Origin of the sequence: Xanthomonas sp. 10-10, from assembly GCF_040182365.1 — a bacterium.
Classification (GTDB): domain Bacteria; phylum Pseudomonadota; class Gammaproteobacteria; order Xanthomonadales; family Xanthomonadaceae; genus Xanthomonas; species Xanthomonas arboricola_F.
On record NZ_CP144460.1, the window covers coordinates 3,175,289 to 3,199,926 of the forward strand.

A 24,638-nucleotide genomic window follows, 5' to 3' on the forward strand; every position below is an offset into this window, starting at 1 on the left:
CACACCGCAAAAGCCAGAGGAGCACGCAGACGATGCTTCATCCTTGCGCTCCTGTCTGCGCGGGCGAGGTCATTCCGAGCTGACGCATGCACCACGCAACGAAGGGGGCCTGCTCCAGCGGCGGTGCGTAGAGATAGCCCTGCACCATGTCGCAGCCGTAGCCGCGCAACAGATCGAGCGCGGTGTCGTTTTCGACGCCCTCGGCGATCACGCTCAGGCCCAGGTTGTGACCCAGATCGATGGTGCTGCGCACGATGAAGGCATCGTCGGTGCCTTCGGCCAGCTGCATGACGAAGCTCTTATCGATCTTCAATTCGTTCACCGGCATGCGCTTGAGTTGGGCCAACGAGGAATAGCCGGTACCGAAGTCGTCGATGGACAGGCGCACGCCGACGTTGCGCAGTTGATGCAGCATGTGCAGCGCGGATTCGACATCGCGCATCAACGCACTTTCGGTCAATTCCAGCGTGACCGACTGCGCAGGTACCGCATGCAGTTCCAACCGTGCCCGCACGTAATCGGGCAGCCCCGGATCGGCAAGATCCAGCGCCGACAGGTTGATCGCCATGCCCAGCTCCAGCCCTTGTGTGCGCCAGCGCGCCTGGCAGCGCAGCGCTTCGTCCAGCACGAAACGGGTCAATGGATGGATGACGCCGGAATGCTCGGCCAGCGGAATGAATTCGTCCGGACCGATCGGGCCCAGTGTCGGGTGATGCCAACGCACTAGCACTTCGACCTGTTCGACGCGATCGCTGCGCAGGCAGATCTTGGGCTGGAAGCGCAGGGTCAATTCGTTGCCGCCGATGGCCTGACGCAGATCGCCGGTGAGACGCAGCCGCCGCAGATGCTGTTCGTCCTGGCCCATGCGGTAGACGCTGGCGCCGATGGTGGAGACATCGTCCATCTGCCGGCGCGCGATGTCGGCACGGCGCAACAAGGTGTCCGGGTCGGCACCATGCTCGGGAATCAGGGCGATCCCGATACTGGCTTCGAGCTGGATGCGTGCCTGCGGCAGCACCAATGGACGGCGCAGTTGCAGCAGCAGGCGTTGTGCGTCCTGCTGCACGGTGGTCGCATCGGCGTGCGCCACGATCACCATGAACTCATCGCTGCCCAGCCGCCCGACCAGGTTCGGCTCCTGCACCACCTCGGCGAGCCTGCGACCGGCCTCGACCAGCACCTGGTCGGCGAAATCATGACCGAGGCTGTCGTTGAGTTCCTTGAAGCGGTCCAGATCCAGGATCAGTACCGCCGCAGCCCCGCCGGAGGCGACTGTCTGCTCGGTCACTTCCTTCAGCCGTTCCAGCAACCAGACCCGATTGGGCAGCCCGGTCAATGCGTCGTGCCGCGCCTGATGCAGGATGTGCTGCTCGCGGCTGGCGATCTGATGCTGCATGCGTCCGAAGCTGTCGGCCAGCTCGGCGAGCTCGCGACCGGGCGGGACGTCCACCGCCGTCTGATAATCGCCGCGCTGGATGCGGCGCGCCGCCTGCACCAGTTGCGCGACCGGCTTGCTGACGCCGCGCGCCAGAAAGATCGCCACCGCCAGCGCAGCAGCAGTCGCCAGACCGGCCAGCAGCAGGATGCGCAATTTGAGAATGCGATACGGTGCCACCGCGCGATCCAGCGATGCCTGCAACGCAACCCGCACATGACTGTCGCCCTGGATCGCCTGCAGTTTGACTAGGTAGCGCGACTGCCCGAGGTTGAGCGGAATCGCCGCCCCCGGCGTGTGCTCGGCAGCCGGCAACTGCTGCGCGAACTCGCCACGCAGTGCCGGCTCCAGGGTGGATGCCAGCACGCGCACCGGCGGCCCATCGGCAAAAAACGTGGCATCCAATCCCGTCGTGCTGCGGAAATCCTGTGCCAGGCCGTCGCCGGATTCGTTACCGATCGCGATCCAGCCAACGCGGCTGGGCGCCAGCACCTGCACCACGGCCAGGCGCACGATGTGTTGATCCAGGGCAACCACCCCGACCGCGCGCCCATCGCGCTGCGCCTGTTGCAACAACGCCTGCACCGCACGCAGTTGTTCGGCTTGCGGAAGGTCGGCCAGTCCGGTCAGGAATTGGCCATCTGGCGAGAGCAGCAAGGCGGTCTGCGCAGACATGCGCGCGGCATGGTTGCGCAGCGCCGATTGCATGGTGGGCACATCGCCGCTGGCCACTGCGGCACGAAAACCGAAGTCGTCTGCCAGCACCGACGCCGACTGCAGCAGTTGCTCATCGCGGCGCAGATTGATGCGCTGCCAGACGCGCTCGCCGATCTGCAGTTCTTCGCCCAGTTGCGCCTTGACGCTGCGCTCGGTCGCCAGCTGCACGGCGATGAAGGTCAACGCCTGCGTGGCCAGCACGACCAGCACCAGCAAGGCCGCGATGCGCGTATGCAGGCGCATCGCCCTCATGGGTGCGGCTTCTTGGGATCGGCGCGGCGGAACTTGTCCTGCAGCGCGCGCACGCGCTCGTCCGGCGACGCGACGACCGGGGCGGCGCCGGTGGTCTGCAAGGTGAGCTTGCGTTGCACGGCATCGCGCGCAATCACCAGCGGCTCGCCCACTGCAGCGCCCTTGATGCGTGGATGCCAGACGCGCAGCGTGTACGTTCCTGCCGGGGCATCGAGCTGCACGCGACCATCGCTGCCGGTCTTGCCGAAGTACGGCGTTTCCAGCACCACGATATAGCCCAGCATCCAGTCGTGGATATTGCAGCCCACCGTAACCAGACCGGCCTGATCGAACCGCACCGGCGCGGCGGTGGTGCCCTGAAACAGCGGCAATTCAAAGCGTTTGGCAGGCGAGAACGAATACACCTGATGGCGGATCTGATCGTTGTTCGGGAACCGCACCGAGGTCCCGGTGCGCACCACCAGGACCGCGGGCACGAACTGCGAGTTGACCTGATCCATCTCCAGCATCTTGCCCGCGCTGGCTGCGGCGGGGTGCGGCAGTTCCAGACTGACTACCGCATCGACCAGGACTCCGTTGGCATCGGTCACGGTGACGCTGACCGGCGTCGCTGCGGCAGGTGCCACTGCGCCACTCAGCGCCAGCAACGACACCGCACCTAGTTGTTGTAACCACCGCATCCGCATGCGCGCCCCCTACGTCGTGCAATCGGTAGCGGGCGCCAGGTGATCCGACGTCACGCTAGCGATCAGCCTGTGTTATCGGCGCCGGTGAACGCAAGCTTTAACCAGACACGAGAGGAATTTTATGAACAGAACTGTGGGCTCAGTCATGGCGCATGTTGCGGACGCGGCCATGCGCGGCATGGGCAACATGCGCGCATGGCGCGTTGGGCGATGAGTAACCCGATCGCCAACGCTCACGACATCGGAGTTACTTGAGCTTGATCTCGCGCAGGCGCTCTTCCAAGAATCCATGCGCGGTGATCGGCTCGGGATAGCGGCTGGGGTTGTCGGCGCTGATGCACGAGGGCAGCACGTCGATCAGGAAATCCGGATTGGGGTGCAGGAAGAACGGCACCGAATAGCGCGGCTTGCGCGCCGCTTCGCCCGGGGGATTGACCACGCGATGGATCGTGGACGGATACACGTGGTTGGTCAGCCGCTGCAGCATGTCGCCGATATTGACCACGATGGTGTCGGCGTCGGCGGTGAACGGCACCCACTCGCCGTCGTTGGAACGCACTTCCAGACCGGCAGCGCTGGCACCGACCAGCAAGGTGATGAAGTTGATGTCGCCATGCGCACCGGCGCGCACATTGGGAATGTCGTCGCTGGTGATCGGCGGGTAATGAATCGGGCGCAGGATCGAATTGCCGTTATTGGTCTTGTCGACGAAATAGTCCTGCGGCAGGCCGATGTGCAGCGCCAACGCCGAGAGCACGCGCGAGCCCAGCTGGTCGAGCTGCTGATACAACTGGTAGCCGCGCTCGCGGAATCCGGGCACTTCTTCCGGCCACAGGTTCGGCGCCATCACGTCGCGGTAGGGCGAATCGTCCGGAATCTCGCGACCGATGTGCCAGAACTCCTTCAGATCGAAGTGCTTGGAGTCCTTGGCGGTTTCCACGCCAAAGGCGGTGTAGCCCCGTGCGCCGCCGCTGCCCGGCACGTGATAGCGGCGCTTGGCCTCATCGGGCAACGCAAAAAATGCCTTGAACACGTCGTAGGCCGCATCGATATCGGTCTGTGCGATGCCGTGATTGCGGATGCCGGCAAAGCCCCATTGGCGATAGGCCGCACCGAGCTCGGCGACGAAGGCGTCGCGATCGGTATCGAAACGGGTGATGTCCAGGGTCGGGATGCGGGCGCTCATACGAATGTCTTGGTCGAAGTGAGGGAAGGCCTGCCGATCAGATCAGCAGGCGATACAACAGATAGAAAGTCGCGGCCTTGGCAAAGACCACGCAGACGCCAATGATCAGCGACTCACGCCGCGTCACGCACCGCTCCGGAAAGCCGGTCGAGCGTGTCCTGCATCAGCCCGGCGTCGTCGGCCTCCACGGTCACGCGTACCACCGGCTCGGTGCCGGACGGACGCAGGAACGCACGCCCACGCCCCTGCACGGCGGCTTGCGCCTGCTGCAGCGCCTGCTGAACGCCGGGCGCTTCGACGACGGCCTTGGCCGCGCCACCATCCAGACGCACATTCACGGTCTTCTGCGGCACCTTGGTCAGGCCGCTCAGCGCGTGGCGAAGGCTGTGCCCATCGCGCCCCAGCGCTTCGAGCACCTGCAGCGCGCTGACGATGCCGTCGCCAGTGCTGGCGCGGTCCAGGCACAGCAGATGGCCCGATGTTTCACCACCCAGCGTACCGCCACCTTCGACCAGCGCCTGATGCACGTAGCGGTCGCCCACCTTGGCCCGCTGGAACGGAATCCGCAGCGCGGCCAGTGCCGGCTCCAGGCCGTAATTGGTCATCAAGGTGCCGACCACGGTGCCGGTGAGCCGGCCGCTGGCCTGCCACGAGCGCGCCAGGAGATACAGCAGATCGTCGCCATCGACCGGGTTGCCCTGGTCGTCGGCCATCAGCACGCGGTCGCCGTCGCCATCGAAGGCGATGCCCAGATGCGCACCACTCTCACGCACCTTGGCGGCGAGATTGTCGATATGGGTAGAGCCGACACCGTCGTTGATGTTGAGCCCATCCGGTGCAGCGCCGATCACCACCACCTCGGCGCCCAGCTCGCGGAACAGCATCGGCGCGATGTGATACGTGGCGCCGTGCGCGCAATCGAGCACCATTTTCAGGCCGTGCAGGGTGAAGCCGCGCGCCACGCTGGCCTTGCAGAATTCGATGTAACGGCCGATCGCATCGCGGGTGCGGATCGCCTTGCCCAGGCGCTCGGATTCCACGGTGTGGAACGGCTCGTCCAGCGCGGCTTCGATCGCCGCTTCGGTGGCGTCGTCGAGCTTTTCGCCTTCGGCGGAGAAGAACTTGATGCCGTTGTCGTAATGCGGGTTGTGCGAGGCGCTGATGACCACGCCGGCATCGGCGCGCAAGGTGCTGGTCAGGAACGCGATGGCCGGGGTCGGCATCGGGCCGATCATCTGCACATCGGCGCCCGCAGCGACCAAGCCGGCCTCCAGGGCGGCTTCGAACATGTAACCGGAAATGCGGGTGTCCTTGCCGATCAACACCAGCGGACGCTTGCTGCGACCCTGGGTGAGCACGCGGCCGAGCGCATTGCCCAGCCGCAGCACGAAGTCGGCAGAAATCACGCCCTGCCCCACCCGGCCGCGGATGCCGTCGGTGCCGAAATATTTGCGAGCGCTCACAGCGCAGGCACCGTGCAACGCGCGCCGCAACCGCGAGACTGCGCGCCGCTTGCGGACGTCCGCAAGCAGATCCGCAGTGCTGCGGTCATGACACCGCTCACGCCACCGCCTCTTGCGGACGTGCCTGACGCATCATCATCGCAGTCAGCTCGGCAATGCGGTCGCGCATTTCGCGACGGTCGCAGATCTGGTCGATGGCGCCGTGATCGAGCAGGAATTCCGAACGCTGGAAGCCTTCCGGCAAGGTTTCGCGCACGGTCTGCTCGATCACGCGCGGGCCGGCGAAGCCGATCAAGGCATGCGGCTCGGCGATGTTGATGTCGCCCAGCATGGCAAACGATGCAGACACGCCACCGGTCGTAGGATGGGTCAGCACCGAGATGTACGGCAGGCCGGCTTCGCGCAGGCGACCGAGCGCCGCGGAGGTCTTGGCCATCTGCATCAGCGAGAACAGGCCTTCCTGCATACGCGCGCCGCCGCTGGCGGAGAAGCACACGAACGGGCAGCCCACTTCCAGCGCCACCTCGGCCGCACGCGCAAAGCGCTCGCCGACCACCGAGCCCATCGAACCGCCCATGAAGGCGAAATCGAAGGCGGCAGCGACCAGCGGATTGCCCTTGAGCGTGCCGCGCATGGCGATCAGCGCGTCGTATTCGCCGCTGGCCTTCTGACTGGCCTTGATGCGTTCGCCGTAGCGCTTCTGGTCCTTGAACTTGAGCACGTCGACCGGGCCCAGCTGGGCGGCGATCTCGGTGGTCGCGGTTTCCGGGTCGAACAGCGAGTTCAGGCGCGCGCGCGCGCGGATGGCCATGTGGTGGTCACACTTCGGACACACCTCCAGGTTCTCCTCAAGCTCCGGGCCGTACAGCGCGCTGCCGCAGTTGCTGCACTTTTCCCACAGACCCTCGGGAACGCTGCGCTTCTTGGCCGGGGTGTTCTCGGTGCGGATGCCGGAGGGCATCAATTTGCTGAGCCAACTCATGCGTGTATGACAATCCATGCAGGGCGGCGATGCGGGCCGCAGAGGGGCGACAGTCTAACGCGCCGCGGGAATACCAAGGTAGCGGGCGTCATGAATGCACGCTCTGAGTCTGTGCCCGATCCCGGCGGGTTCGGAGGCAGGATGTTCTGTGGAATGCCAGATGCGGGGGTGATTGCCGGCTGCTTCAGCGCTTTGATGATGCAGCGCAGTCTGATGGTTGCACGTGGCTGCCCCCCCTACCCTCCCTCCCCCCCGCGCCGCGCCCAGGCACGCGCGCCAGCTGTGCCTTCTCGCCCTGCCGGGAGGGAGCTCTGTGTTCTTACGCCTGGTCCAGCGCCTGTCGCAGCGGGGCCAGGAAGGCTTCGGCGCGTTCGCGGGCGTTGCGCACATCCTCGGCGTCGGCCAGGGCTGCGACCAGGGCGCTGCCGACAACGACACCATCGGCATCGACCGCCATTGCAGCGGCACTGGCAGCGTCCTTGATGCCGAATCCTGCCACCACCGGTGCGCCGGCGCGTTGACGCAGCTGGCGCAGGCGGTCGCTGGCGGCATGGGTATCGAGCAGGTTCGAAGCGCCGGTCACGCCGGCAAAGCTGACGTAGTACAGGTAGCCCTGCGCGGTGCTGCACAGCATGTCCAGCCGCTGCTCGCTGGTGGTCGGCGAGGCCAGCGCGATCAGCGCCAGCCCGACCTCGGTAAAGATCTCGCGGGTCTCGTCGGCCTCTTCCGGCGGCAGGTCCACCAGCAGCAGGCCGTCCACGCCGGCGGCAACGGCGGCTTCGGCAAAGCGCCGCGTGCCGTGGATTTCGATCGGGTTGAGGTAGCCCATCAGCACCACCGGGGTAGCGCCGTCTTCGCGGCGGAATTCGTGCACCGCTTCCAGCACGTAGGCCAGGCCGGCGCCACGGCCCAGCGCGCGCTCGGAGCTGCGCTGGATGGTGGGACCGTCGGCCATCGGGTCGGAGAACGGTACGCCGAGTTCGATGACGTCCGCTCCGGCGCGCACCAGCGCATGCATCACCGGCACGGTGGCTTCCAGCGATGGATCGCCGGCGGTAATGAAGGGGATAAGCGCCTTGCGGCCGGCTTGACGCAGGACGTCGAAACGCGCAGCGATACGGTCTGGCGCGCTGCTCATGCGCAACCCTCCACCAACTGCACGGCATCCCAGCTTCCCCAGTACATCGATGTCACAGTGCCTTCTCCGGTTTCGTAGCGAACGGCGAACTCGCCTTGCGGGTCGCGCCAAGTCAGATAAAGATCGTTGCCGCCGTCGCGGCCGTACTTATGCGGCTGGACGCTGAAGCCCGACGGCAGGCGCGCCCGCGCGGCAGCTTCGCTGTCGCCTACCTGGATGCCGAACGGGCCCACCGCGCCTCGGTCGCTGACATCGAACCGGACGATGCGATCGTCTTCGACCATCATCGACACCGCATCGGGTAGCAGCCCCGCTTCCACATAGCCGCACGGCCCCAACGGCCCCACATTCAGAGGTACCCAGCGCGCGCGTGCCTGCAACTCACTGAAGCGCTGGCCGACCCGCACGGCGCCACTGCGATCCAGCTCGGGCGCAGGCGTCGCGGCCAGGGCGAGCGCAGACATGCACAGCAGTGCCGCACCGCAGCCCAGCGTGCGCAGCTGCGCCGCGATCACAGCACCATGCCTTCGCGTGCGGCGATGGTATGCACGTCCTTGTCGCCACGCCCGGACAGGTTGCACAGGATCAGCGCATCCCTGGGCAGCTCGCGCGCCAGCTTGATCGACTGCGCCACCGCGTGGCTGGATTCCAGCGCCGCGAGAATGCCCTCGGTGTGCGCAAGCAGATGAAACGCCGCCATTGCCTCGTCATCGGTGATGCCCTGATACACGGCGCGACCGCTGTCGGACAGGAACGCGTGCTCGGGCCCGACGCCGGGGTAATCCAGGCCGGCGGAGATCGAATGGGTTTCGGTGATCTGGCCGTCGTCGTCGCAGATCACATAGGTGCGGTTGCCGTGCAGCACGCCGGGGCGGCCGGCGGCGATGGATGCGGCATGCCTGCCGGTCGCGATGCCGTCGCCGGCGGCTTCGGCGCCATAGATCCTGACGCCGGGGTCGTTGAGGAAGGCGTGGAACAGGCCGATGGCATTGCTGCCGCCCCCGACACAGGCGCTGATCGCGTCCGGCAGCCGGCCATAGTCCTGCAGCATCTGCTCGCGCGCCTCGCGGCCCACGATCGCGTTGAAGTCGCGCACCATGCGCGGGTACGGGTCCGGGCCGGCCACCGTGCCGATGATGTAGAAGGTGTCGCGCACATTGGTGACCCAGTCGCGCATCGCTTCGTTGAGCGCATCCTTGAGCGTGGCCGAGCCGGACGTCACCGGAACCACTTTGGCGCCCAGCAGCTGCATCCGGTAGACGTTGATCTTCTGCCGTTCGATATCGGTGGCGCCCATGTAGACCACGCATTCCAGGCCCAGCCGCGCCGCCACCGTGGCACTGGCCACGCCGTGCTGGCCGGCACCGGTCTCGGCAATGATGCGGGTCTTGCCCATGCGGCTGGCCAGCAGAGCCTGGCCGATGGTGTTGTTGATCTTGTGCGCGCCGGTGTGGTTCAGATCTTCGCGCTTGAGCAGGATCTGCGCGCCGCCCACTTCGCGGCTGAGCCGCTCGGCGTGATAGATCGGGCTGGGCCGGCCGACGTAATGCTTGAGGTCCTTGTCGTATTCGGCGATGAACGACGGGTCCTGACGCGCCTGATCGTAGGCGGCAGACAGTTCCTGCAGCGGGCCGATCAAGGTTTCGGCGACAAACCGGCCACCGAATTTGCCGAAATGGCCGGCAGCATCCGGATAGGCGTAAAAGTCACTGATGGGCTGGGCCGACATGGAGATCCTCTGCAGCGATGCGGTCATACGCGAAGCCGCCACCTTACCGCAGCCGGGCGCCGCGATAAATCGATAAGATTGCCGCAACCTGTGATCTGGACTCACACATGAGTACCGCTCTCCCACCACTGGCGGCGCTACGCGCCTTCGAAGCCGCCGCACGCCTGCAAAGCGTCAGCCGCGCCGCGCAGGAACTGCACGTCACCCATGGCGCCATCAGCCGCCACGTCCGCTCGCTGGAGCAGGCCTTGGGTGCGGCGTTGTTCGCGCGCCAGGGGCGCGGCCTGGTACTGACGGCTGCCGGTACCCGCCTGCGCGATGCGACCGGCGAAGGCTTCGCATTGATCGCCGACACCTGGGCCGCGTTACGCCGCCCGGCCAGCGAGGCGCCGCTGGTACTGGGCTGCTCCGGCAGCCTGCTGGCGCGCTGGGTCATTCCGCGGCTTGGCCTGCTGCAGCGCGACCTGCCCGACCTGCGCCTGCACCTGTCGGCCAACGAACAACCGCCAGGCCCGGATCTGGACGGCCTGGACGCGGCCTTGCTGCTGGACACCCCGCCGTGGCCCGGCGAGTGGCAGGTGCATGAGCTGGGCGTGGAATGGATCGGCCCGGTGCTGAGTCCGCAGCTGGGCAGCGCCCTTCAGATCGACGCAAAATCCCCAGCCGCCCTGCGCGATCAGCGTTTGCTGCACACCCGCTCACGGCCGCAGGCCTGGCCGGAATGGGCACAGGCACATGGCCTCGCACCCGACGCGCTGCGCTTCGGGACCGAGTTCGAGCATCTGGTGTACCTGCTGGAAGCTGCCGCTGCCGGCCTGGGAGTCGCAATCGCCCCCTACCCACTGGTTGCCGCGGACCTGGCCGCCGGACGCCTGCTGGCACCCTGGGGCTTCGCCGCCACACGCGGGCGCTGGGTGCTGTGCGCTGCCAGGCGCAATCCGGACCCACGCATCGAACGCCTTGCCGGCTGGCTGGTCGATGCATTGGCCCGGGATAAGTACACGCCAACCACGCCGGATACGCGAGGCGCCTGAGCTTGCATCGCGCACCGGCATCGCCAAACAACGCTCACGCGCAGCGGACAGGCCGTCACGCACGATCGTGCGAGATTGGTAGGGACGGTCCGTCTGGAAGCGGATATCACGCGTGTCACATGCCGCGACCAGGACCGGCCGCGCCAGCCCGACGGTGGGCGCGGCCGCTATGAAGGCAAGTGCCCGCGTTACAAGGCGGGCACGGCAGCGCAGGGGATATGCAGGGAGGCAAGCGTCCGGGCGAACCGCAGTGCCGCAAATGGACAGATACGTGGAGTACGTGGATGCAGCCGCTCGCCGGCCTTCAAAAAGCGATCAACAAGCACGACCCGCTCGCAGCCATCCATAACCAATCACAGCGCAGCAAACCCGCTCTTGCCACTGCCTAATCCCAACTCCCCAATCCCCAACCTACGCCATCTCGTGGCAGTCGGCCCGGCGTACTTCTTCCACGAATTTGCGCATCTTGTGGCCGTCCTTGATGCCGGGCGCAAGCTCCACCCCGCTGGACACGTCCACCCCCCACGGCAGCGTGGCGACGATCGCGTCGAACACGTTGTCGGCGGTGATGCCACCGGCGAGCAGGAACGGGCGATGCAGGCCGGTGGGCAGGCGCGACCAGTCGAAGGTCTTGCCGGTGCCGCCGCCTGCGCCAGGCGCGTGGCTGTCGAACAGGAAGCCGGCGGTGTTGGGATAGGCCAACTGTAAGGTACGTGCGTTGGCGTCCTCGCCATTGACTCCGGCGCTGCCCATCGGCACTGCCTTGAGGTAGGGCAGATTGAAGCTGCGACAGAATGCGTCGTCTTCCTCGCCGTGGAATTGCAGCAGCGTCGGGCGCACGGTGCGCACCACTTCGCGCACTTCTTCCTTGGAATTGTTGCGGAACAAGGCCACTACATCGACCATCGGCGCGGTGGCCTGGCGCATCGCGCGCGCCTCGGCCGGCGCCACGCGGCGCGGACTGCCGTGCGCAAAGATGAAACCCACCGCGTCCACACCCAGCTCCCCGGCCAGCCGGATGTCTCCGGCGCGGGTCATGCCACAGAACTTGATGCGGGTGCGGTACAGCGATCGATTCATTGGGTCACCTCGGCAGGCAGATGCCACTCTGCAGGATACAGAGGCCCGATAAACACCAGGCCTTGTGGCGGCGCTGTCGGCCCGGCAACCGTGCGGTCGCGCCCGGCGAGCAACGTCGCGATCCAGTCGATCGGCTGCTCGCCAGTACCGACCAAAATCAGCGAGCCCACAATATTCCGCACCATGTGATGAAGGAATGCATTGGCTTGTACCTGCACCTCCACCACCTCGCCGGTGCGCTGTACGGTGATGGCCTGCAGGTTGCGGCGCGCATGCAGGGCCTGACACTGCACGCTGCGAAACGCGCTGAAGTCGTTTTCGCCCAACAACGCCTGCGCCGCAGTGTGCATGGCCTCGGCATCGAGCGGCCGACGTTCCCAGCTCAGCGTTTGTCGATACAGCGCCGGGCGGATCTGCCGGTTCAGCAGGCAGTAGCGATAGCGGCGCGCGCGTGCGGAAAACCGCGCATGAAAATCGGCGGCGGCCGGCACGCACCAGCGTACCGCGATCGACGGCGGCAGCCGCGCGGTGGTGCCCAGCATCCAGCCACGCGGCTGCCGCAGCGCATCGCTGTCGAAATGCACCACCTGGCATTGCCCATGGACGCCGGCATCGGTGCGACCGGCGCAGACCACCTGGATCGGCGCGTCGGCGACCGACGACAATGCCGCCTGCAAGCTGGCCTGCACGCTCGGCCCGCCGTGCTCACCCAGCTGCTGCCAGCCCTGGAACTCGCTGCCGTCGTACTCCACGCCCAGCGCGTAACGCATCGGTACCTGCCTGTTGATCGAATCGGTGAAGCGTCTGCATCAAACGTCGCAAAGCGCAAATGCGCAATCGAGCAGCGACACCGATAGCACGCTACGCATGTTGCGGCTACATGGTACAGCCGGCGAAGAAGATGCCGACAGAGCCTGCCGGCAACACGTCATCGGGCGCTGGCCTCAGGCCGCAGCGCGCTCGGACCACACCGCCAGCGTGCTGCCGCCGGGCTCGCGGAAATGAAACCGGCTGCCACCGGGAAAGCCGAAGACCGGCTTGACGATCTCGCCGCCTGCCGCGCGCACGCGTTCCAGCATCGGCTGCAGGTCGTCTGCATACAGCACCACCAACGGCCCGCCTTCTGCCGGGACGGGTACCGTGGCGCGATAAAAGCCCCCGTCCAGACGGCCATCGTTGAAGGCCAGATAATCCGGGCCATAGGCCTGGAACTGCCAGCCGAACACGGTCTCGAAGAAGGCCCGGCTGGCATCGGGATCGATGGACGCGAACTCCACATAATCGATCCGGCGTTCGCGCACCGCCATGCGCTCCATCGCCGGACTCACGCCAGCTGTTCCAGCAATTGGGCCGCTTCGGCGCGGGTGGCGTCGTCGCCGGTGGCGGCCACTTCCAGCAACAGACCGCGCGCGGTGTCCTTGTCGCCCAGGTCCATGTACGCAACCGCCAATTCCAGGCGATCGCGCCCTGCCGAGGCGAACTCCCTGTTGCCGACCGCCGTGGGCGACTCCACCGGGAGGGCCGGCGCCTGCTCGACATCTTCGGGATGCTGCAACACCTGCTCGAAGTCGAAGCCGTCCTGGACGGAGGACGTCGTGGCGGGCGCCGGGCGCTCGCCAAGCGCGTGCTGCGGCTCGATCTGCTGCGACGGCAGCTCGGATTGCTGCGCAAGCCCGGATTGCGGGTCGTCCAGTTCGGGCTCCGTAACCGGCGCCGGCGGGGCCGCGCGCAGCGCACGCCATTCGTCGCTATTGACCACCGGTGCTGCCACGACCGGCTCGGACGGCAACGGCTCGCGCCGCAACATGTCCGATAGCGGCGTGGGCGCGTCGTGGACGCGCTCGTCTTCGCGCAGGTTGGCGTGTTCGAACTCGGTTTCGTGCAGCACCTCGTGTTCGCTGGGCTCGGTGGCCTGCGGGTCGTGCTGCTGCCCGGCAGCCTCCGTCGCAGCGATCGGCGGTGCGAAGTCGAACTGGCGGCGCGGCAACGGCGGCAGCGGCGATGGCTTGCGACGACGCGCTGCCAGCCACGCGACCACCGCCGCCACGATCAACACCAGCGCCCCGATCAACCACAGCGGGAAGCCGCCGCCTTGCGGGGCAGCCTGCGGCGCCTCGGCCAGGCGCTTCTGCGCGGCTGCCAGGTCGGTGTCCTTCATGGCGATCAAGGCTTGCTGTTGCTGCTTGAGCTTTTCCAGGTCGGCCACGCGCGAGCGCAGGTCCTGCAATTCCGCATCGCGGGTGGCGATGTCTTCCTTGGCCTGTTGCAACTGTTGGTTGGCCGCCATCTCGCCCTCGCCTTCGGCACTGGTGCCGGACGTGGCGCCGGCGGTGTTGGTCTGAGTCGCCACTGCCGGGGCGATTTCGAGCCGCGCGCCGCTACCGGCCGCGGTGGACGCAGTCGGTGCGGCAGGCGTTGCTGCAGCAGCGGCACCGGCATCGGCCGGTTGCGGAATGGCCGAGCGCGCCTGCCGCCATTGGGCAGCCTGCTCGCGCACCATCACCGCCGCTTCGGCCGCGTTGACCTGCGCCAGCGCGTCTTCCTGCGGCGTGCGCAGCACGGCGCCCTGCTTGAGGCGATTGATGTTGCCGTTGACGAAGGCATCCGGATTGGTCCGCAGCAACGCCAGCATGGTCTGATCCAGCGAATGGCCGCTGGAGCGGGCCAGGCCTGCTGCAATTTCCGACAAGGTCTGGCCCGAGCGGACGGCCGGCAATGCATCGCCAGCCTGCGTGGCGGCGGGTGCGGTTGCCGCGGCCCGCGTCGGCGCCGCAGCGCCAGCATCACCTGCCGCGCGTTCTACCGCCGGAGCCGCCGCTGGTTCGCGTGCAATCGTGTTGCTGGCGCCGGCACGCGGCGCCTCGATGGCCGGTTCGGCAACTGCGGCAGCGGTGTTGGGCGCGTCGACCAGTGCGGCATACTCGCGCACCAGACGGCCCTGGCCCCACTCCACTTCGATCAGAAAATTGATCGCTGGCTGGTCCACCGGCTGGCTGCTGGTCACGCGGATCACCGCACGCCCGCGCGCGTCCTGCGCGAACTGGAACTGCAGGTTGCTGACCAGACCTTGCGGCCGCTCCAGCCCAACCCGCGCAAAGGTGGTCGCCGATGCCAGCGCCACGCGCGCGTTGTCGAGCTCGCCCGGCTCGTTGGAGATGACCGGAATCTCGGCCACCAACGGCTGCCCGGGTTTGGACAGCACCCGGATATCGCCCAAGCCCAACGCCATCGCGGCGCCGCTGCAAGCCATCAGCAGCAACGCGCCTATCCCTTGTATCGGACGCATCGCGCCCCTGCCCCTATGTTTCATGGGTAGCAATATAGCCGCTGAATGAGCGAAAAAGTCGTTCGCGCGTCGCACGCGCGCCGCCCCTGCGATGCCGCACCGCGACATCGGTGCACAGGCGCAGCTGTCGACCACGAATCGGCAGCCCCACAAGCCCGGGACACGAGAGCGAAGAACGCGTAGTGCAGCTGTTACGTAGCGCGCACACGGAACCGGCTCCGCTGCTGGCGTGATCGCTATCGGCTCATGTGCAGATCGATCGTGGGAAGCGCTTCACGCGTCGGGCCAAGCTGCGCTTCATTGGAAAGGCACGCAGTGCAGGCGATCGGCCTTCGCAGGGAGACCGGTGACATACAAGCGCCCTTTACGGCAGGCACATTCTTGACCCAGGCACCAGGGAGTTCGACAGCCTCAGGCCATCGGCACGTGTAAGGCGCACCCGTGCGCGACGGGGCGTCACCGGGACAGCCATCGCGCGCGAGCGCGCTCCTACACGGACGTTGATCAGCCTTCTTGTGCGACCAGTTCGGTCAGCTGGACGGCGTTGCCTGCAGTTGCAGGGGAAGCCCATGCCACCCGCAACTCCTTCCTGCGAAGGGCGCTTGGTGACCACGGCGCTGCGCTTATCGCGAACGCGGGCGATCAGCCCTTGTAGGAGCGCACCCGTGCGCGACGACGGGGCGTCACCGGGACAGCCATCGCGCGCGAGCGCGCTCCTACGCGGGAGGTAGATCAGCCTTCCTGTGCGACCAGTTCGGTCAGCTGGACGGCGTTGCCTGCAGTTGCAGGGGAAGCCCATGCCACCCGCAACTCCTTCCTGCGAAGGGCGCTTGGTGACCACGGCGCTGCGCTTATCGCGAACGCGGGCGATCAGCCCTTGTAGGAGCGCAGCTGTGCGCGACGGGGCGTCACCGGGACAGCCATCGCGCGCGAGCGCGCTCCTACACGGACGTTGATCAGCCTTCCTGTGCGACCAGTTCGGCCAGCTGCACGGCGTTGAGTGCGGCGCCCTTGCGGATGTTGTCGGAGACGATCCACAGATTGAGACCACGCGGGTGCGAGAAGTCTTCACGGATGCGGCCGACGAACACCGCGTCCTTGCCCGAGGCATGCGTTACCGGCGTCGGGTAGCCACCCGGCTTGCGCTCGTCCACCACTTCCACGCCCGGTGACGCTTCCAGCAGCGCGCGCGCGGCTTCGACGGTGATCTTGTCGCGGGTCTCGATGGCCACCGCTTCGGAGTGCCCGTAAAACACCGGCACGCGCACCGCGGTGGGGTTCACCTGGATGTTCTCGTCGCCCAGGATCTTGCGGGTTTCCCAGACCAGCTTCATCTCTTCCTTGGTGTAGCCGTTGTCCTGGAAGTCGTCGATGTGCGGGATCAGGTTGAAGGCGATCTGCACCGGAAAGCGCTGCGGGTCGATTTCCTGGAAGCTGAGCAACTCGCTGGTCTGCTTGCCCAGTTCTTCCATCGCCGAGCGGCCGCCGCCGGACACCGACTGGTAGGTCGCCACGTTGATACGTTCGATGCCGTACTTGCGGTGGATCGGGCCCAGCGCGACCAGCATCTGCATGGTCGAGCAATTGGGGTTGGCGATGATGCCGCGCGGGCGCTGCTTGAGCGCTTCGGGATTGACTTCCGACACCACCAGCGGCACGTCGTCGTCGTAGCGGAAGGCGGAGGAATTATCGATCACCACCGCGCCGGCAGCGGCAAACTTGGGGCCGTACTCCTTGGACACGCTGCCGCCTGCGGAGAACAGCGCGATGTCCACGCCGGTCGGGTCGAAGTCGGCCAGATCCAGCACGTCGACCTTGCCGCCATTGAACTCGACCTGCCCACCGGCCGAACGCGCCGAGGCCAGCGCGTACAGGTTGTCGACCGGGAAGTTGCGCTCGGCGAGGATGCTCAGCATGGTCTCGCCGACAGCGCCGGTGGCGCCCACGACCGCGACATTGAAACGACGGTTTTCGTTGCTCATGAGGATGTCTTTATCGAAAGAGTGAAAAGGGAAATGCGCTGCGCGTGGGTTCGGGGAACCTCCAATGCTGGCCGCGGAGGTTCCCTATCGTTTGGTCGCGCCGGTTTTGCCGGCGTCCACGATCGTGCCGCCGCGTTTGGCAGCTGCGATCGCATCGGCATTGAGCGCGCTCGGCGGACGCCCGGCGTCGGGGCCGTGGCCGAGTGCGGCAATCAGGTTGTCCACCGCCAGCTGCACCATTGCGCGGCGCGTCGCCAGGCTGGCACTGCCGATATGCGGGGTAAGCACCACGTTGTGCAGCGCCAGCAGCTCCGGGCGCACCGCAGGCTCGCCTTCGTAGACGTCCAGGCCGGCGCCGGCAAGACGCCCATTGGCCAGCGCGTCGGCCAGCGCGAGCTCATCGACGATGCCGCCGCGCGCGATGTTCACCAGCGTGGCGGTGGGCCGCATCTTGCCCAGCGCGGCGGCATCGATGATGTGGTGCGAGTCCCTGTTGTACGGCAGCACCAGCACCAGGTGATCGGACTGCGCCAGCAAGCTGTCGATATCGACATACTGCGCGTTGAGGTCCTGCTCGATCTGCGCCGGCAACCTGCTGCGGTTGTGGTACAGCACGCGCATGCCGAAGCCGTGCGCGCCGCGGCGTGCGATACCCTGCCCGATCCGGCCCATACCCAGGATGCCGAGCGTGCTGCCATGAATGTCGGCACCGAGCATGGTCTTGAACGACCACTGCCCCCACTGGCCGTCGCGCAACCAGCGCTCGGCTTCGGTGACACGGCGCGCGGCGGCCATCAACAACGCAAAGCCCAGATCGGCGGTGGTTTCGGTCAACACGTCGGGCGTGTTGCTGGCCAGGATGCCGGCAGCACTCAGCGCGTCGATATCGAGATTGTTGTAGCCCACGCCAACGTTGGCGATGGCGCGCAACTGCGGCGCCGAGGCGATTTCTGCCGCGCCCACGCGCTCGTTGAGCGTGATCAGTGCGCCATCGACGCCGGCCAGGTGCGCGGCCAGCTCGTGCGAGGAATACGCGGTGACGCGCTCGGTAGTGGTCAGCGCGAAATGCGCGCTCAGCTGCGCGACGACGTCGTCGAACAGCGGCTGGCTGACCCACACCTTGGGGCGCGCTGCTTCAGACATCGAGTTGACCGGGAATGCGCGGCGACACTTCGCCGACATCGCCGCACTGGGCGCGATGACGCAAGGCCTGATCCATCAGCACCAAGGCCATCATCGCCTCGGCGATCGGGGTGGCGCGGATGCCCACGCATGGGTCGTGCCGACCGGTGGTGATCACATCCACCACCGTTCCGTCCGCATCCACGGTCGCGCCCGGCAGGCGCAGGCTGGAGGTCGGCTTGAGCACCATCGACGCGGTGACCGCCTGCCCGGTGGAAATGCCGCCCAGGATGCCGCCGGCATGATTGCTGAGGAAGCCTTCCGGGGTGATCAGGTCGCGGTGCTCGGTGCCCTTCTGCGCGGCGCTGGCGAAGCCATCGCCGATCTCCACGCCCTTGACCGCATTGATGCTCATCAACGCGGCAGCCAGCTCGGCATCGAGCTTGCCGTAGATCGGCTCGCCCCAACCGGGCGGTACGCCACCGGCCACCACGTCCACGCGCGCGCCGACCGAATCGCCGGACTTGCGCAACGCATCCATGTAGGTTTCCAGCTCCGGCACCTGCTCGGCGTGCGGCCAGAAGAACGGGTTGTCTTCGACCGCATTCCAGTCGAAGCCGGTCGGACGGATCTCGCCCAGCTGCGACAGATAACCGCGCACCAGCACGCCGTAGCGCTGCTTGAGCCACTTCTTGGCGATGACGCCCGCAGCCACGCGCATGGTGGTTTCGCGCGCGGACGAGCGCCCGCCGCCGCGTGGGTCGCGGATGCCGTACTTCTGCCAGTAGCTGTAGTCCGCATGGCCGGGGCGGAACTGCTGGGCGATGTTGCTGTAATCCTTGCTGCGCTGGTCGGTGTTGCGGATCAGCAGCCCGATCGGCGTGCCGGTGGTGCGGCCTTCGTACACGCCGGACAGGATTTCGATCTCGTCGGCTTCGCGGCGTGCCGAGGTATGCCGGCTCTTGCCGCTGGCACGGCGTTGCAGGTCCAGCGTGAACTCTTCCGGCGCCAACTCCAGGCCCGGAGGGCAGCCATCGACAACGCAGCCGATCGCCGGCCCGTGCGACTCGCCGAAGGTGGTGACCGTCAACAGGCGGCCGAAACTATTACTGCCCATATCGGCATCCTCTTAACATCGCAGCGGGTGGCGTGGCGCGAAACATGCGCAGCAGATGACGTACTGCCACCAGCATCGGCGCCATTGCAAACAACCCGCTGAACACCATGAAAAACACGTCCAGCTCTACTTTACGAATGAGCATCCAGTCGGCAAGCAGGTAGAGCGCAGCGCTGATCCCGCACAGCAAGCCGATTGTCACCACCAGCGTACGCCGCTGATGCGTGCGCAGCGACGCATCCGAGCTGGCGGCCACGATCCAGGCCGAAACAAGGCCGAAAAACGCCATCAAGCCGAAGCCGATTTCTGCCGCTGCGCTCAACCAGCGCTGCGCCGTCGGGCCGCCGTACATCGGGTCGAACAAGCGAAACACCACGTCGAGCAAGCCGAATGGAATGGCCGCACCGAAGAGCGACACCGGCGCCAGCAGCACGATATCGATCAGCTGCGGACGCGCGGCGGGCGCTTCAGCGCGCACCGGCCAACTCGGCGATGCGCGCGCTGTGCGCGATCAGCTCGCGGCATTCCACCGCAAAGATGCCCATCTGCCCGACCTTGAACTCGACCCAGGCCAGGTCCACTTCCGGCAGCAGCTTGATCAGGTGCTGCTCGGACTCGCCTACCTCGCAGATCAGCAGGCCGTCTTCGCTCAGGTGCTGCGGTGCATCGCGCAGGATCTTCAGCACCAGGTCCAGACCATCGTCGCCGGCACGCAAGCCCAGCTCCGGCTCGTAAGAATACTCCTGCGGCAGCGCATCGGTCTCGTCGTTGGTGACGTACGGCGGATTGGTCACGATCAGGTCGTACTGACGCCCGCCCAACCCGGCGAACAGATCCGACTTGAGCAAGGTGACGTTGTCGGCATGCAGGCGCGCCTTGTTTTCGGCGGCCAGCGCCAGCGCGTCGTCGCTGATGTCCACGCCATCCACATCCCACTGCGGGTTGTAGTGGCCCATGGCGATGGCGATGCAGCCCGAGCCGGTGCACAGGTCCAGCGCGCGGGTGACCTCGCGGCCGCCCAGCCATGGCTCGAAGCCGGCCTCGATCAACTCGGCAATCGGCGAGCGCGGCACCAGGGCGCGCGCATCGCTCTTGAAACTCAGGCCGGCAAACCAGGCTTCACCGGTCAGATACGCCGCCGGCACGCGCTCGGTGATGCGGCACTCGAACAGGCCCAGCACGCGTTCTTTTTCGTCGCGCAGCAGGCGCGCCTGGCCATAGGCCGGGCCCAGGTCGTGCGGCAGATGCAGGCTGTGCAGCACCAGTTGGGTGGCTTCGTCCAGCGCATTGTCGTAGCTGTGACCGAAGGTGAGACCGGCTTCGTTGAAACGGCTGGTGCCGTAGCGGATCAGGTCGATGATGGTGTGCAGTTCGTCGGCCGCGGCGGCAGTCATGGCAACAACTAAAAAGGAATCGGCCCCCGATTATAGAGGTCGGATCGGTATCATGAGCGTCCGTTGCACTGGAAACCGCCATGTTCAATCGCAATACCGGCATCGTGCTGCTGGTGGCGCTGGCCGCCGGTCTTGGGTTGTTGCTGGGCCAGAAGTTCTTCGGCGGAGCGCCCCGCTCGCCCTGGCCGCCCACCCAGACCATCACTTTCTACCCGCAGCCGCGACCCTTGCCGCAGTTCAGCCTGCGCCAGTCCGATGGCACCCAGCTGGTGTCTGGCGAACTGAGAGGGCATTGGACGCTGGTGTTTCTGGGTTTCACCTTCTGTCCGGACGTCTGCCCGACCACGCTGACCGATCTGGCGGTGGCGCAGAAGCAGTGGGAAAGCATTCCCGACGGGCTGCGCCCGCGCGTGCTGTTCGTGTCGGTGGACCCGCAGCGCGACCCGCCCGCACGGCTGGGCGAATACGCCCACGCCTTCCATAAGGACACGCTGGCGGCCACCGCAGACGTGCCGGCACTGGAGCGCTTTGCCACTGCGCTGGGCTTGGTGTTCCAGAAGGTGCCGGGCAAGAACTTCGATCAGAACCCCAACGACTACAGCATGGATCACTCGGCCGGCATTGCCGTGCTCGACCCGCAAGGTCGCCTGACCGGCCTGATCCGCCCGCCGCTCGACCCCAAGGCGATTGCCGCCGACCTCCAACAGCTGACCAAGGTAACCGCTCCGTGAGTTTCGTCACTTCCCTGACCTACGTTCTGCCGCATCGCTTGCTGTCCTCCATGGCGCGCGCGTTGGCGTACTCGGACACGCCTGCGACCAAGCAATGGTTGATCGACACGGTGACGCGCAAGTTCGGCGTGGACCTGAGCGAAGCGCAAGAGCCGGATCCGCGCGCGTATCCCACCTTCAATGCCTTCTTCACCCGCGCGTTGAAGCCGGGCGCACGCGTGCACGACGCCGACCCGTCAGCCGTGCTGATGCCGGCCGACGGCCGCATCAGCCAGCTCGGCCCGATCGAGAACGGGCGCATTTTTCAGGCCAAGGGGCAGTCGTTCACTGCCGCCGAACTGCTCGGCGACGCCGAAGCGGCGCTGCCGTTCAACGACGGCCTGTTCGCAACGGTGTATCTGTCGCCCAAGGACTACCACCGCGTGCACATGCCGTGGACCGGCACCCTGCGCGAAACCGTGCATGTGCCCGGCCGCCTGTTCAGCGTGGGTCCGGATGCGGTGCGTAACGTGCCACGGTTGTTCGCCCGCAACGAACGCCTGGTGTGCCACTTCGATACCGAGTTCGGCCCGATGGCCTCGGTGATGGTGGGCGCGCTGCTGGTGTCCGGCGTGGAGACGGTCTGGAGCGGCGTGGAGATTCCGCGCTATGGCGACCGCATCACGCGCAAGGATTACCGCGGAAAGGGGATCGTGCTGGAGAAGTTTGCGGAGATGGCGCGCTTCAACTACGGCTCCACCGTGATCGTGCTACTGCCGCCAGGTGTGGCGAAGCTCGAAAGCGGACTTGCTGCAGAGACATCCGTTCGACTGGGGCAAGCGCTAGCGCGTCGGCAAGTGCGCTGACGCGCAGCGGCGCGCCCAGCATCCAGGCGAAGCATTTGAATGAGGCGCGGCGCGCTTCAACTACGGCTCCACCGTGATCGTGCTACTGCCGCCGGGTGTGGCGAAGCTCGGAAGCGGACTTGCTGCAGAGACATCCGTTCGACTGGGTCAAGCGCTCGCGCGTCGCCAGGTCGGCTGATCGCAGCGGTGCGCCGATTGCCGCGGCGCCCCCTATCCCCGCGGCAATCGGCGGGAGACGACGACGCCGTTGTAGGAGCGGGCCTGACCGCGACAGGGCATTCTCGATAGCGTTCGTGCGCTGACGCGTGGTGCCCCCCGCCTTCGATGCGGAGCGCTATCGCCTACGTTGGAGCTATGGTGACGGCTTCGTCGCGGCCAGGTCCGCTCCTACGAGGGGCGCGGGCCGGCGTAGCTCGCCGCGGCGGTGCCCGCACGTGTCAACGCGTCCCTACCGGTCAGCTCGATGGCCCATTCCGATGCAGGTGCACACCCGTTCGCGACGAAACGCCAACGGGCGGCGGCGGCGCAGCCAGGACCGCTACCGACAAGCCCCATGCCCAGGCCCGCCCACAACAATCACTCCGTTGTAGGAGCGGGCCTGACCGCGACAAGGCATTCTCGATACAGGGCATTCTCGATAACGTGCGTGCGCAGACGCGTGGTGCCCCCCCTCCGATGCGGAGCGCTATCGCCTACGTTGCAGCTATGGGGACGGCTTCGTCGCGGCCAGGTCCGCTCCTACCGGGCACGGGCCGGCGTAGCTCGCCGCGGCGGCTGGCCGATGCCCTAACCGGCGTGGGACTGCTCGCGCTGGTCAGCGATCGCAACCGGCCAGCTTGATGCTCTGCCCCGGCTTGAGTGCATACGACGGCGCCTTCAGGCCGTTGGCCTTGGCCAGCTCCTTGATCTCGCACTGGTACTTCTGCGCGACGCGGCCGAGCGTGTCGCCTTTGGCGATGGTATAGCTGCGTGCCTGCTTGGCCTTGGGCTTGGCAACCGCCGGCTGGCCGGTGGCCACGGTGGTCGGCACGCCGGCCATCGGGCTGACATCGCCTACCGCCACGCTGGGCACGTACTCGGGGGCGCTGCTGCTGCGCACGATGGCGCTGTTGAGGTCGGCGGTGATCAGCGTGCGCGCCAGGTCCGCGCGCGGGCCGTTGACGCAGTAACGCGTGTACAGGCTGGCAATGCGGTTGGTGGCGTTGATCACGGTGCCGGCCGGAATCCAGCCATCGGATTCGTAGCGCGGGTTGAGGTTGCGCAACGCGCGCATGTAGCCGTCGCGCGTGCCCATGCTGCCCAGGCAGATGGTCAGTTCATAGATGGTGGTCGACTTGGCCAGCTTCAGCGTGGCCGGTTGCGCGTCGAGCTTGGCGAAGTCCACCCCGTACTGGCGCGGGTGCAGGAAGATCCACGCCGCCGCGATCACCATCGGCACGTAGTCCTTGGTTTCGGCCGGGAACTGGTTGTACACGTCCTGCTCCCAGAACCCACGTCCGCCGCTCTGGGTGAACACGCGCGCGGCGCGGCCCTCGCCACCGTTGTAGGCGGCCAGCGCCAGTTCGATGTTGCGGTTGAGCCCGGCCATGCGCTCGTTGAGGTAGGCGGCGCTGGCTTCGGCGGCGCTGCGTGCATCGAAGCGCGTGTCGAAGCCGGTGCCGTCCGGGCCCAGCCCGAAGCGACGCCCGGTGGCCGGCATGAACTGCATCAATCCGGCCGCGCCGGCACGCGAGCTGGCGTGCACCTTGCCGTTGGATTCCTTGGCCATGATGCCGAACAGCAGCGCCTCGGGCAGGCCGCGCTTCTGCCATTCCGGCCACATCACCCCGCGCAGGTTGCTGTAGTTCTCGTAGCTGGTCAGCAACGCCGGGCGCATGTCGGTCAGCCAGCGGCGGATGCCGGCCTGCACTGCCGGGTTGTATTGCACCATCTTGTCGAAATCGTGGCGCTGGTCGTTGAGCAGCGTGGCGGCACGCGCCGCCTCGGGCACGCCGTTCGCCGCCGGGCCCAGGTGGTCCGGGTCGGCCTGCAGCAGCGTGTCGTCGTCTTCGGGATCTTCGGCCGCCGGCGCTTCGGCATCGGCGCGTGCCTTCAGCAGGCGCTTGTAGGTCGCCAGCTGATTGGCGACCAGGCAGCCGCGCTGCTTGATGCAGGCGTCGATGACGTCTTCCATGTCCTCCAGCGCGGCATCGCCTTCGGCGCTGCCCTTGGGGTCGGAGTTGTTCACCAGCACCAGCGCATCGCGATAGCGCTTTTCGGCGGCGGCCATGCGGGCATCGAGCACGGCGGCCTTCTCCGTGTCGCGCTTGGAGATGGCGTGGGCGGCGGGGACGACAGACATCAGCGCCACCACAGCCAGGACAGGCCATGAGCGCAAACCAAAATGAGCGAGCGGCATCGGAGACAGTGCAGCGGAAAGTCAGGCAGGGTAGCCGCCGGGGCGACACCGGGGCAAGGCA

At 66.7% G+C, this 24,638-nt stretch carries 21 protein-coding genes and 1 pseudogene; 4 read left to right on the forward strand and 18 right to left on the reverse strand.

All coding sequences use genetic code 11. The annotated features are described in order from the left end of the window. Window positions 1-37 precede the first annotated feature (37 nt). The 8 genes from VZ068_RS13390 to trpB form a co-directional block, all read right to left on the reverse strand. Window positions 38-2,404, reverse strand: a complete 2,367-nt coding sequence (locus VZ068_RS13390) for an EAL domain-containing protein (RefSeq protein ID WP_259151177.1) — start codon at window positions 2,402-2,404, stop codon at window positions 38-40. Then, window positions 2,401-3,084 (reverse strand): methylamine utilization protein, encoded by a 684-nt coding sequence (locus VZ068_RS13395; RefSeq protein ID WP_349655571.1) that lies wholly within the window; start codon window positions 3,082-3,084, stop codon window positions 2,401-2,403. The genes VZ068_RS13390 and VZ068_RS13395 overlap by 4 nt, the downstream gene beginning before the upstream one ends. A gap of 253 nt (window positions 3,085-3,337) precedes the next feature. Next, the gene (locus VZ068_RS13400) at window positions 3,338-4,276 is read right to left on the reverse strand and encodes a 2-oxoglutarate and iron-dependent oxygenase domain-containing protein (RefSeq protein ID WP_259151183.1); all 939 of its coding nucleotides are present in this window, start codon (window positions 4,274-4,276) and stop codon (window positions 3,338-3,340) included. 113 nt (window positions 4,277-4,389) lie between these two features. Next, a complete protein-coding gene (glmM, locus tag VZ068_RS13405) occupies window positions 4,390-5,739 on the reverse strand; it encodes a phosphoglucosamine mutase (protein WP_259151184.1) in 1,350 nt (449 codons plus the stop codon). Window positions 5,740-5,836: 97 nt separating this feature from the next. Beyond that, window positions 5,837-6,721, reverse strand: a complete 885-nt coding sequence (gene accD, locus VZ068_RS13410) for an acetyl-CoA carboxylase, carboxyltransferase subunit beta (RefSeq protein WP_259161036.1) — start codon at window positions 6,719-6,721, stop codon at window positions 5,837-5,839. Window positions 6,722-7,040: 319 nt separating this feature from the next. Beyond that, window positions 7,041-7,859 (reverse strand): tryptophan synthase subunit alpha, encoded by an 819-nt coding sequence (gene trpA / locus VZ068_RS13415; protein WP_349655572.1) that lies wholly within the window; start codon window positions 7,857-7,859, stop codon window positions 7,041-7,043. Next, on the reverse strand, window positions 7,856-8,374 hold the full coding sequence (locus VZ068_RS13420) for a hypothetical protein (protein ID WP_349655573.1): 519 nt from the start codon (window positions 8,372-8,374) through the stop codon (window positions 7,856-7,858). The genes trpA and VZ068_RS13420 overlap by 4 nt, the downstream gene beginning before the upstream one ends. Next, window positions 8,371-9,588 (reverse strand): tryptophan synthase subunit beta, encoded by a 1,218-nt coding sequence (gene trpB / locus VZ068_RS13425; RefSeq protein WP_259151196.1) that lies wholly within the window; start codon window positions 9,586-9,588, stop codon window positions 8,371-8,373. Before trpB ends, VZ068_RS13420 begins: the two co-directional genes overlap by 4 nt. 107 nt (window positions 9,589-9,695) lie before the next feature. On the opposite strand from trpB, the gene VZ068_RS13430 reads away from it, so the two are divergent. After that, window positions 9,696-10,622, forward strand: a complete 927-nt coding sequence (locus VZ068_RS13430) for a LysR family transcriptional regulator (RefSeq protein WP_349655574.1) — start codon at window positions 9,696-9,698, stop codon at window positions 10,620-10,622. Window positions 10,623-11,033: 411 nt separating this feature from the next. Here VZ068_RS13430 and VZ068_RS13435 read toward each other — a convergent pair whose 3' ends face one another. The 9 genes from VZ068_RS13435 to prmB form a co-directional block, all read right to left on the reverse strand. Next, complete coding sequence (locus VZ068_RS13435; protein ID WP_166748936.1) at window positions 11,034-11,702, reverse strand: phosphoribosylanthranilate isomerase; 669 nt, start codon at window positions 11,700-11,702, stop codon at window positions 11,034-11,036. Continuing rightward, window positions 11,699-12,472, reverse strand: coding sequence for a tRNA pseudouridine(38-40) synthase TruA (truA, locus tag VZ068_RS13440; RefSeq protein ID WP_259151204.1), 774 nt, complete (start codon window positions 12,470-12,472; stop codon window positions 11,699-11,701). Before truA ends, VZ068_RS13435 begins: the two co-directional genes overlap by 4 nt. A 174-nt stretch (window positions 12,473-12,646) precedes the next feature. Then, window positions 12,647-13,030, reverse strand: coding sequence for a VOC family protein (locus VZ068_RS13445; RefSeq protein ID WP_259151206.1), 384 nt, complete (start codon window positions 13,028-13,030; stop codon window positions 12,647-12,649). Further along, window positions 13,027-14,988, reverse strand: coding sequence for a FimV/HubP family polar landmark protein (locus VZ068_RS13450; RefSeq protein ID WP_349655575.1), 1,962 nt, complete (start codon window positions 14,986-14,988; stop codon window positions 13,027-13,029). Before VZ068_RS13450 ends, VZ068_RS13445 begins: the two co-directional genes overlap by 4 nt. A 956-nt stretch (window positions 14,989-15,944) precedes the next feature. Further along, window positions 15,945-16,970, reverse strand: coding sequence for an aspartate-semialdehyde dehydrogenase (locus VZ068_RS13455; RefSeq protein ID WP_349655576.1), 1,026 nt, complete (start codon window positions 16,968-16,970; stop codon window positions 15,945-15,947). An 84-nt stretch (window positions 16,971-17,054) separates the two neighbouring features. Then, complete coding sequence (locus VZ068_RS13460) at window positions 17,055-18,113, reverse strand: D-glycerate dehydrogenase (RefSeq protein ID WP_349655577.1); 1,059 nt, start codon at window positions 18,111-18,113, stop codon at window positions 17,055-17,057. After that, window positions 18,106-19,209 carry a chorismate synthase gene (aroC, locus tag VZ068_RS13465; RefSeq protein ID WP_349655578.1) on the reverse strand — a complete coding sequence of 368 codons (1,104 nt, stop codon included), beginning with the start codon at window positions 19,207-19,209 and terminating at the stop codon, window positions 18,106-18,108. Before aroC ends, VZ068_RS13460 begins: the two co-directional genes overlap by 8 nt. Beyond that, window positions 19,199-19,687 (reverse strand): hypothetical protein, encoded by a 489-nt coding sequence (locus tag VZ068_RS13470; protein WP_259151219.1) that lies wholly within the window; start codon window positions 19,685-19,687, stop codon window positions 19,199-19,201. The genes aroC and VZ068_RS13470 overlap by 11 nt, the downstream gene beginning before the upstream one ends. After that, window positions 19,677-20,603, reverse strand: a complete 927-nt coding sequence (gene prmB / locus VZ068_RS13475) for a 50S ribosomal protein L3 N(5)-glutamine methyltransferase (protein WP_349655579.1) — start codon at window positions 20,601-20,603, stop codon at window positions 19,677-19,679. The genes VZ068_RS13470 and prmB overlap by 11 nt, the downstream gene beginning before the upstream one ends. Before the next feature lie 80 nt (window positions 20,604-20,683). Between prmB and VZ068_RS13480 the strand changes: the two genes are divergently transcribed. The 3 genes and pseudogenes from VZ068_RS13480 to VZ068_RS13490 all read left to right on the forward strand — a co-directional run. After that, the gene (locus tag VZ068_RS13480; RefSeq protein ID WP_046963921.1) at window positions 20,684-21,334 is read left to right on the forward strand and encodes an SCO family protein; all 651 of its coding nucleotides are present in this window, start codon (window positions 20,684-20,686) and stop codon (window positions 21,332-21,334) included. Beyond that, window positions 21,331-22,179, forward strand: coding sequence for an archaetidylserine decarboxylase (asd, locus tag VZ068_RS13485; RefSeq protein WP_349655580.1), 849 nt, complete (start codon window positions 21,331-21,333; stop codon window positions 22,177-22,179). Before VZ068_RS13480 ends, asd begins: the two co-directional genes overlap by 4 nt. Before the next feature lie 49 nt (window positions 22,180-22,228). Next, window positions 22,229-22,357: pseudogene (locus tag VZ068_RS13490) on the forward strand (phosphatidylserine decarboxylase); the annotation flags it as partial. Window positions 22,358-22,993: 636 nt separating this feature from the next. On the opposite strand, the gene VZ068_RS13495 reads toward VZ068_RS13490, so the two are convergent. Then, on the reverse strand, window positions 22,994-24,577 hold the full coding sequence (locus tag VZ068_RS13495; RefSeq protein WP_349655581.1) for a transglycosylase SLT domain-containing protein: 1,584 nt from the start codon (window positions 24,575-24,577) through the stop codon (window positions 22,994-22,996). Window positions 24,578-24,638: the final 61 nt, after the last annotated feature.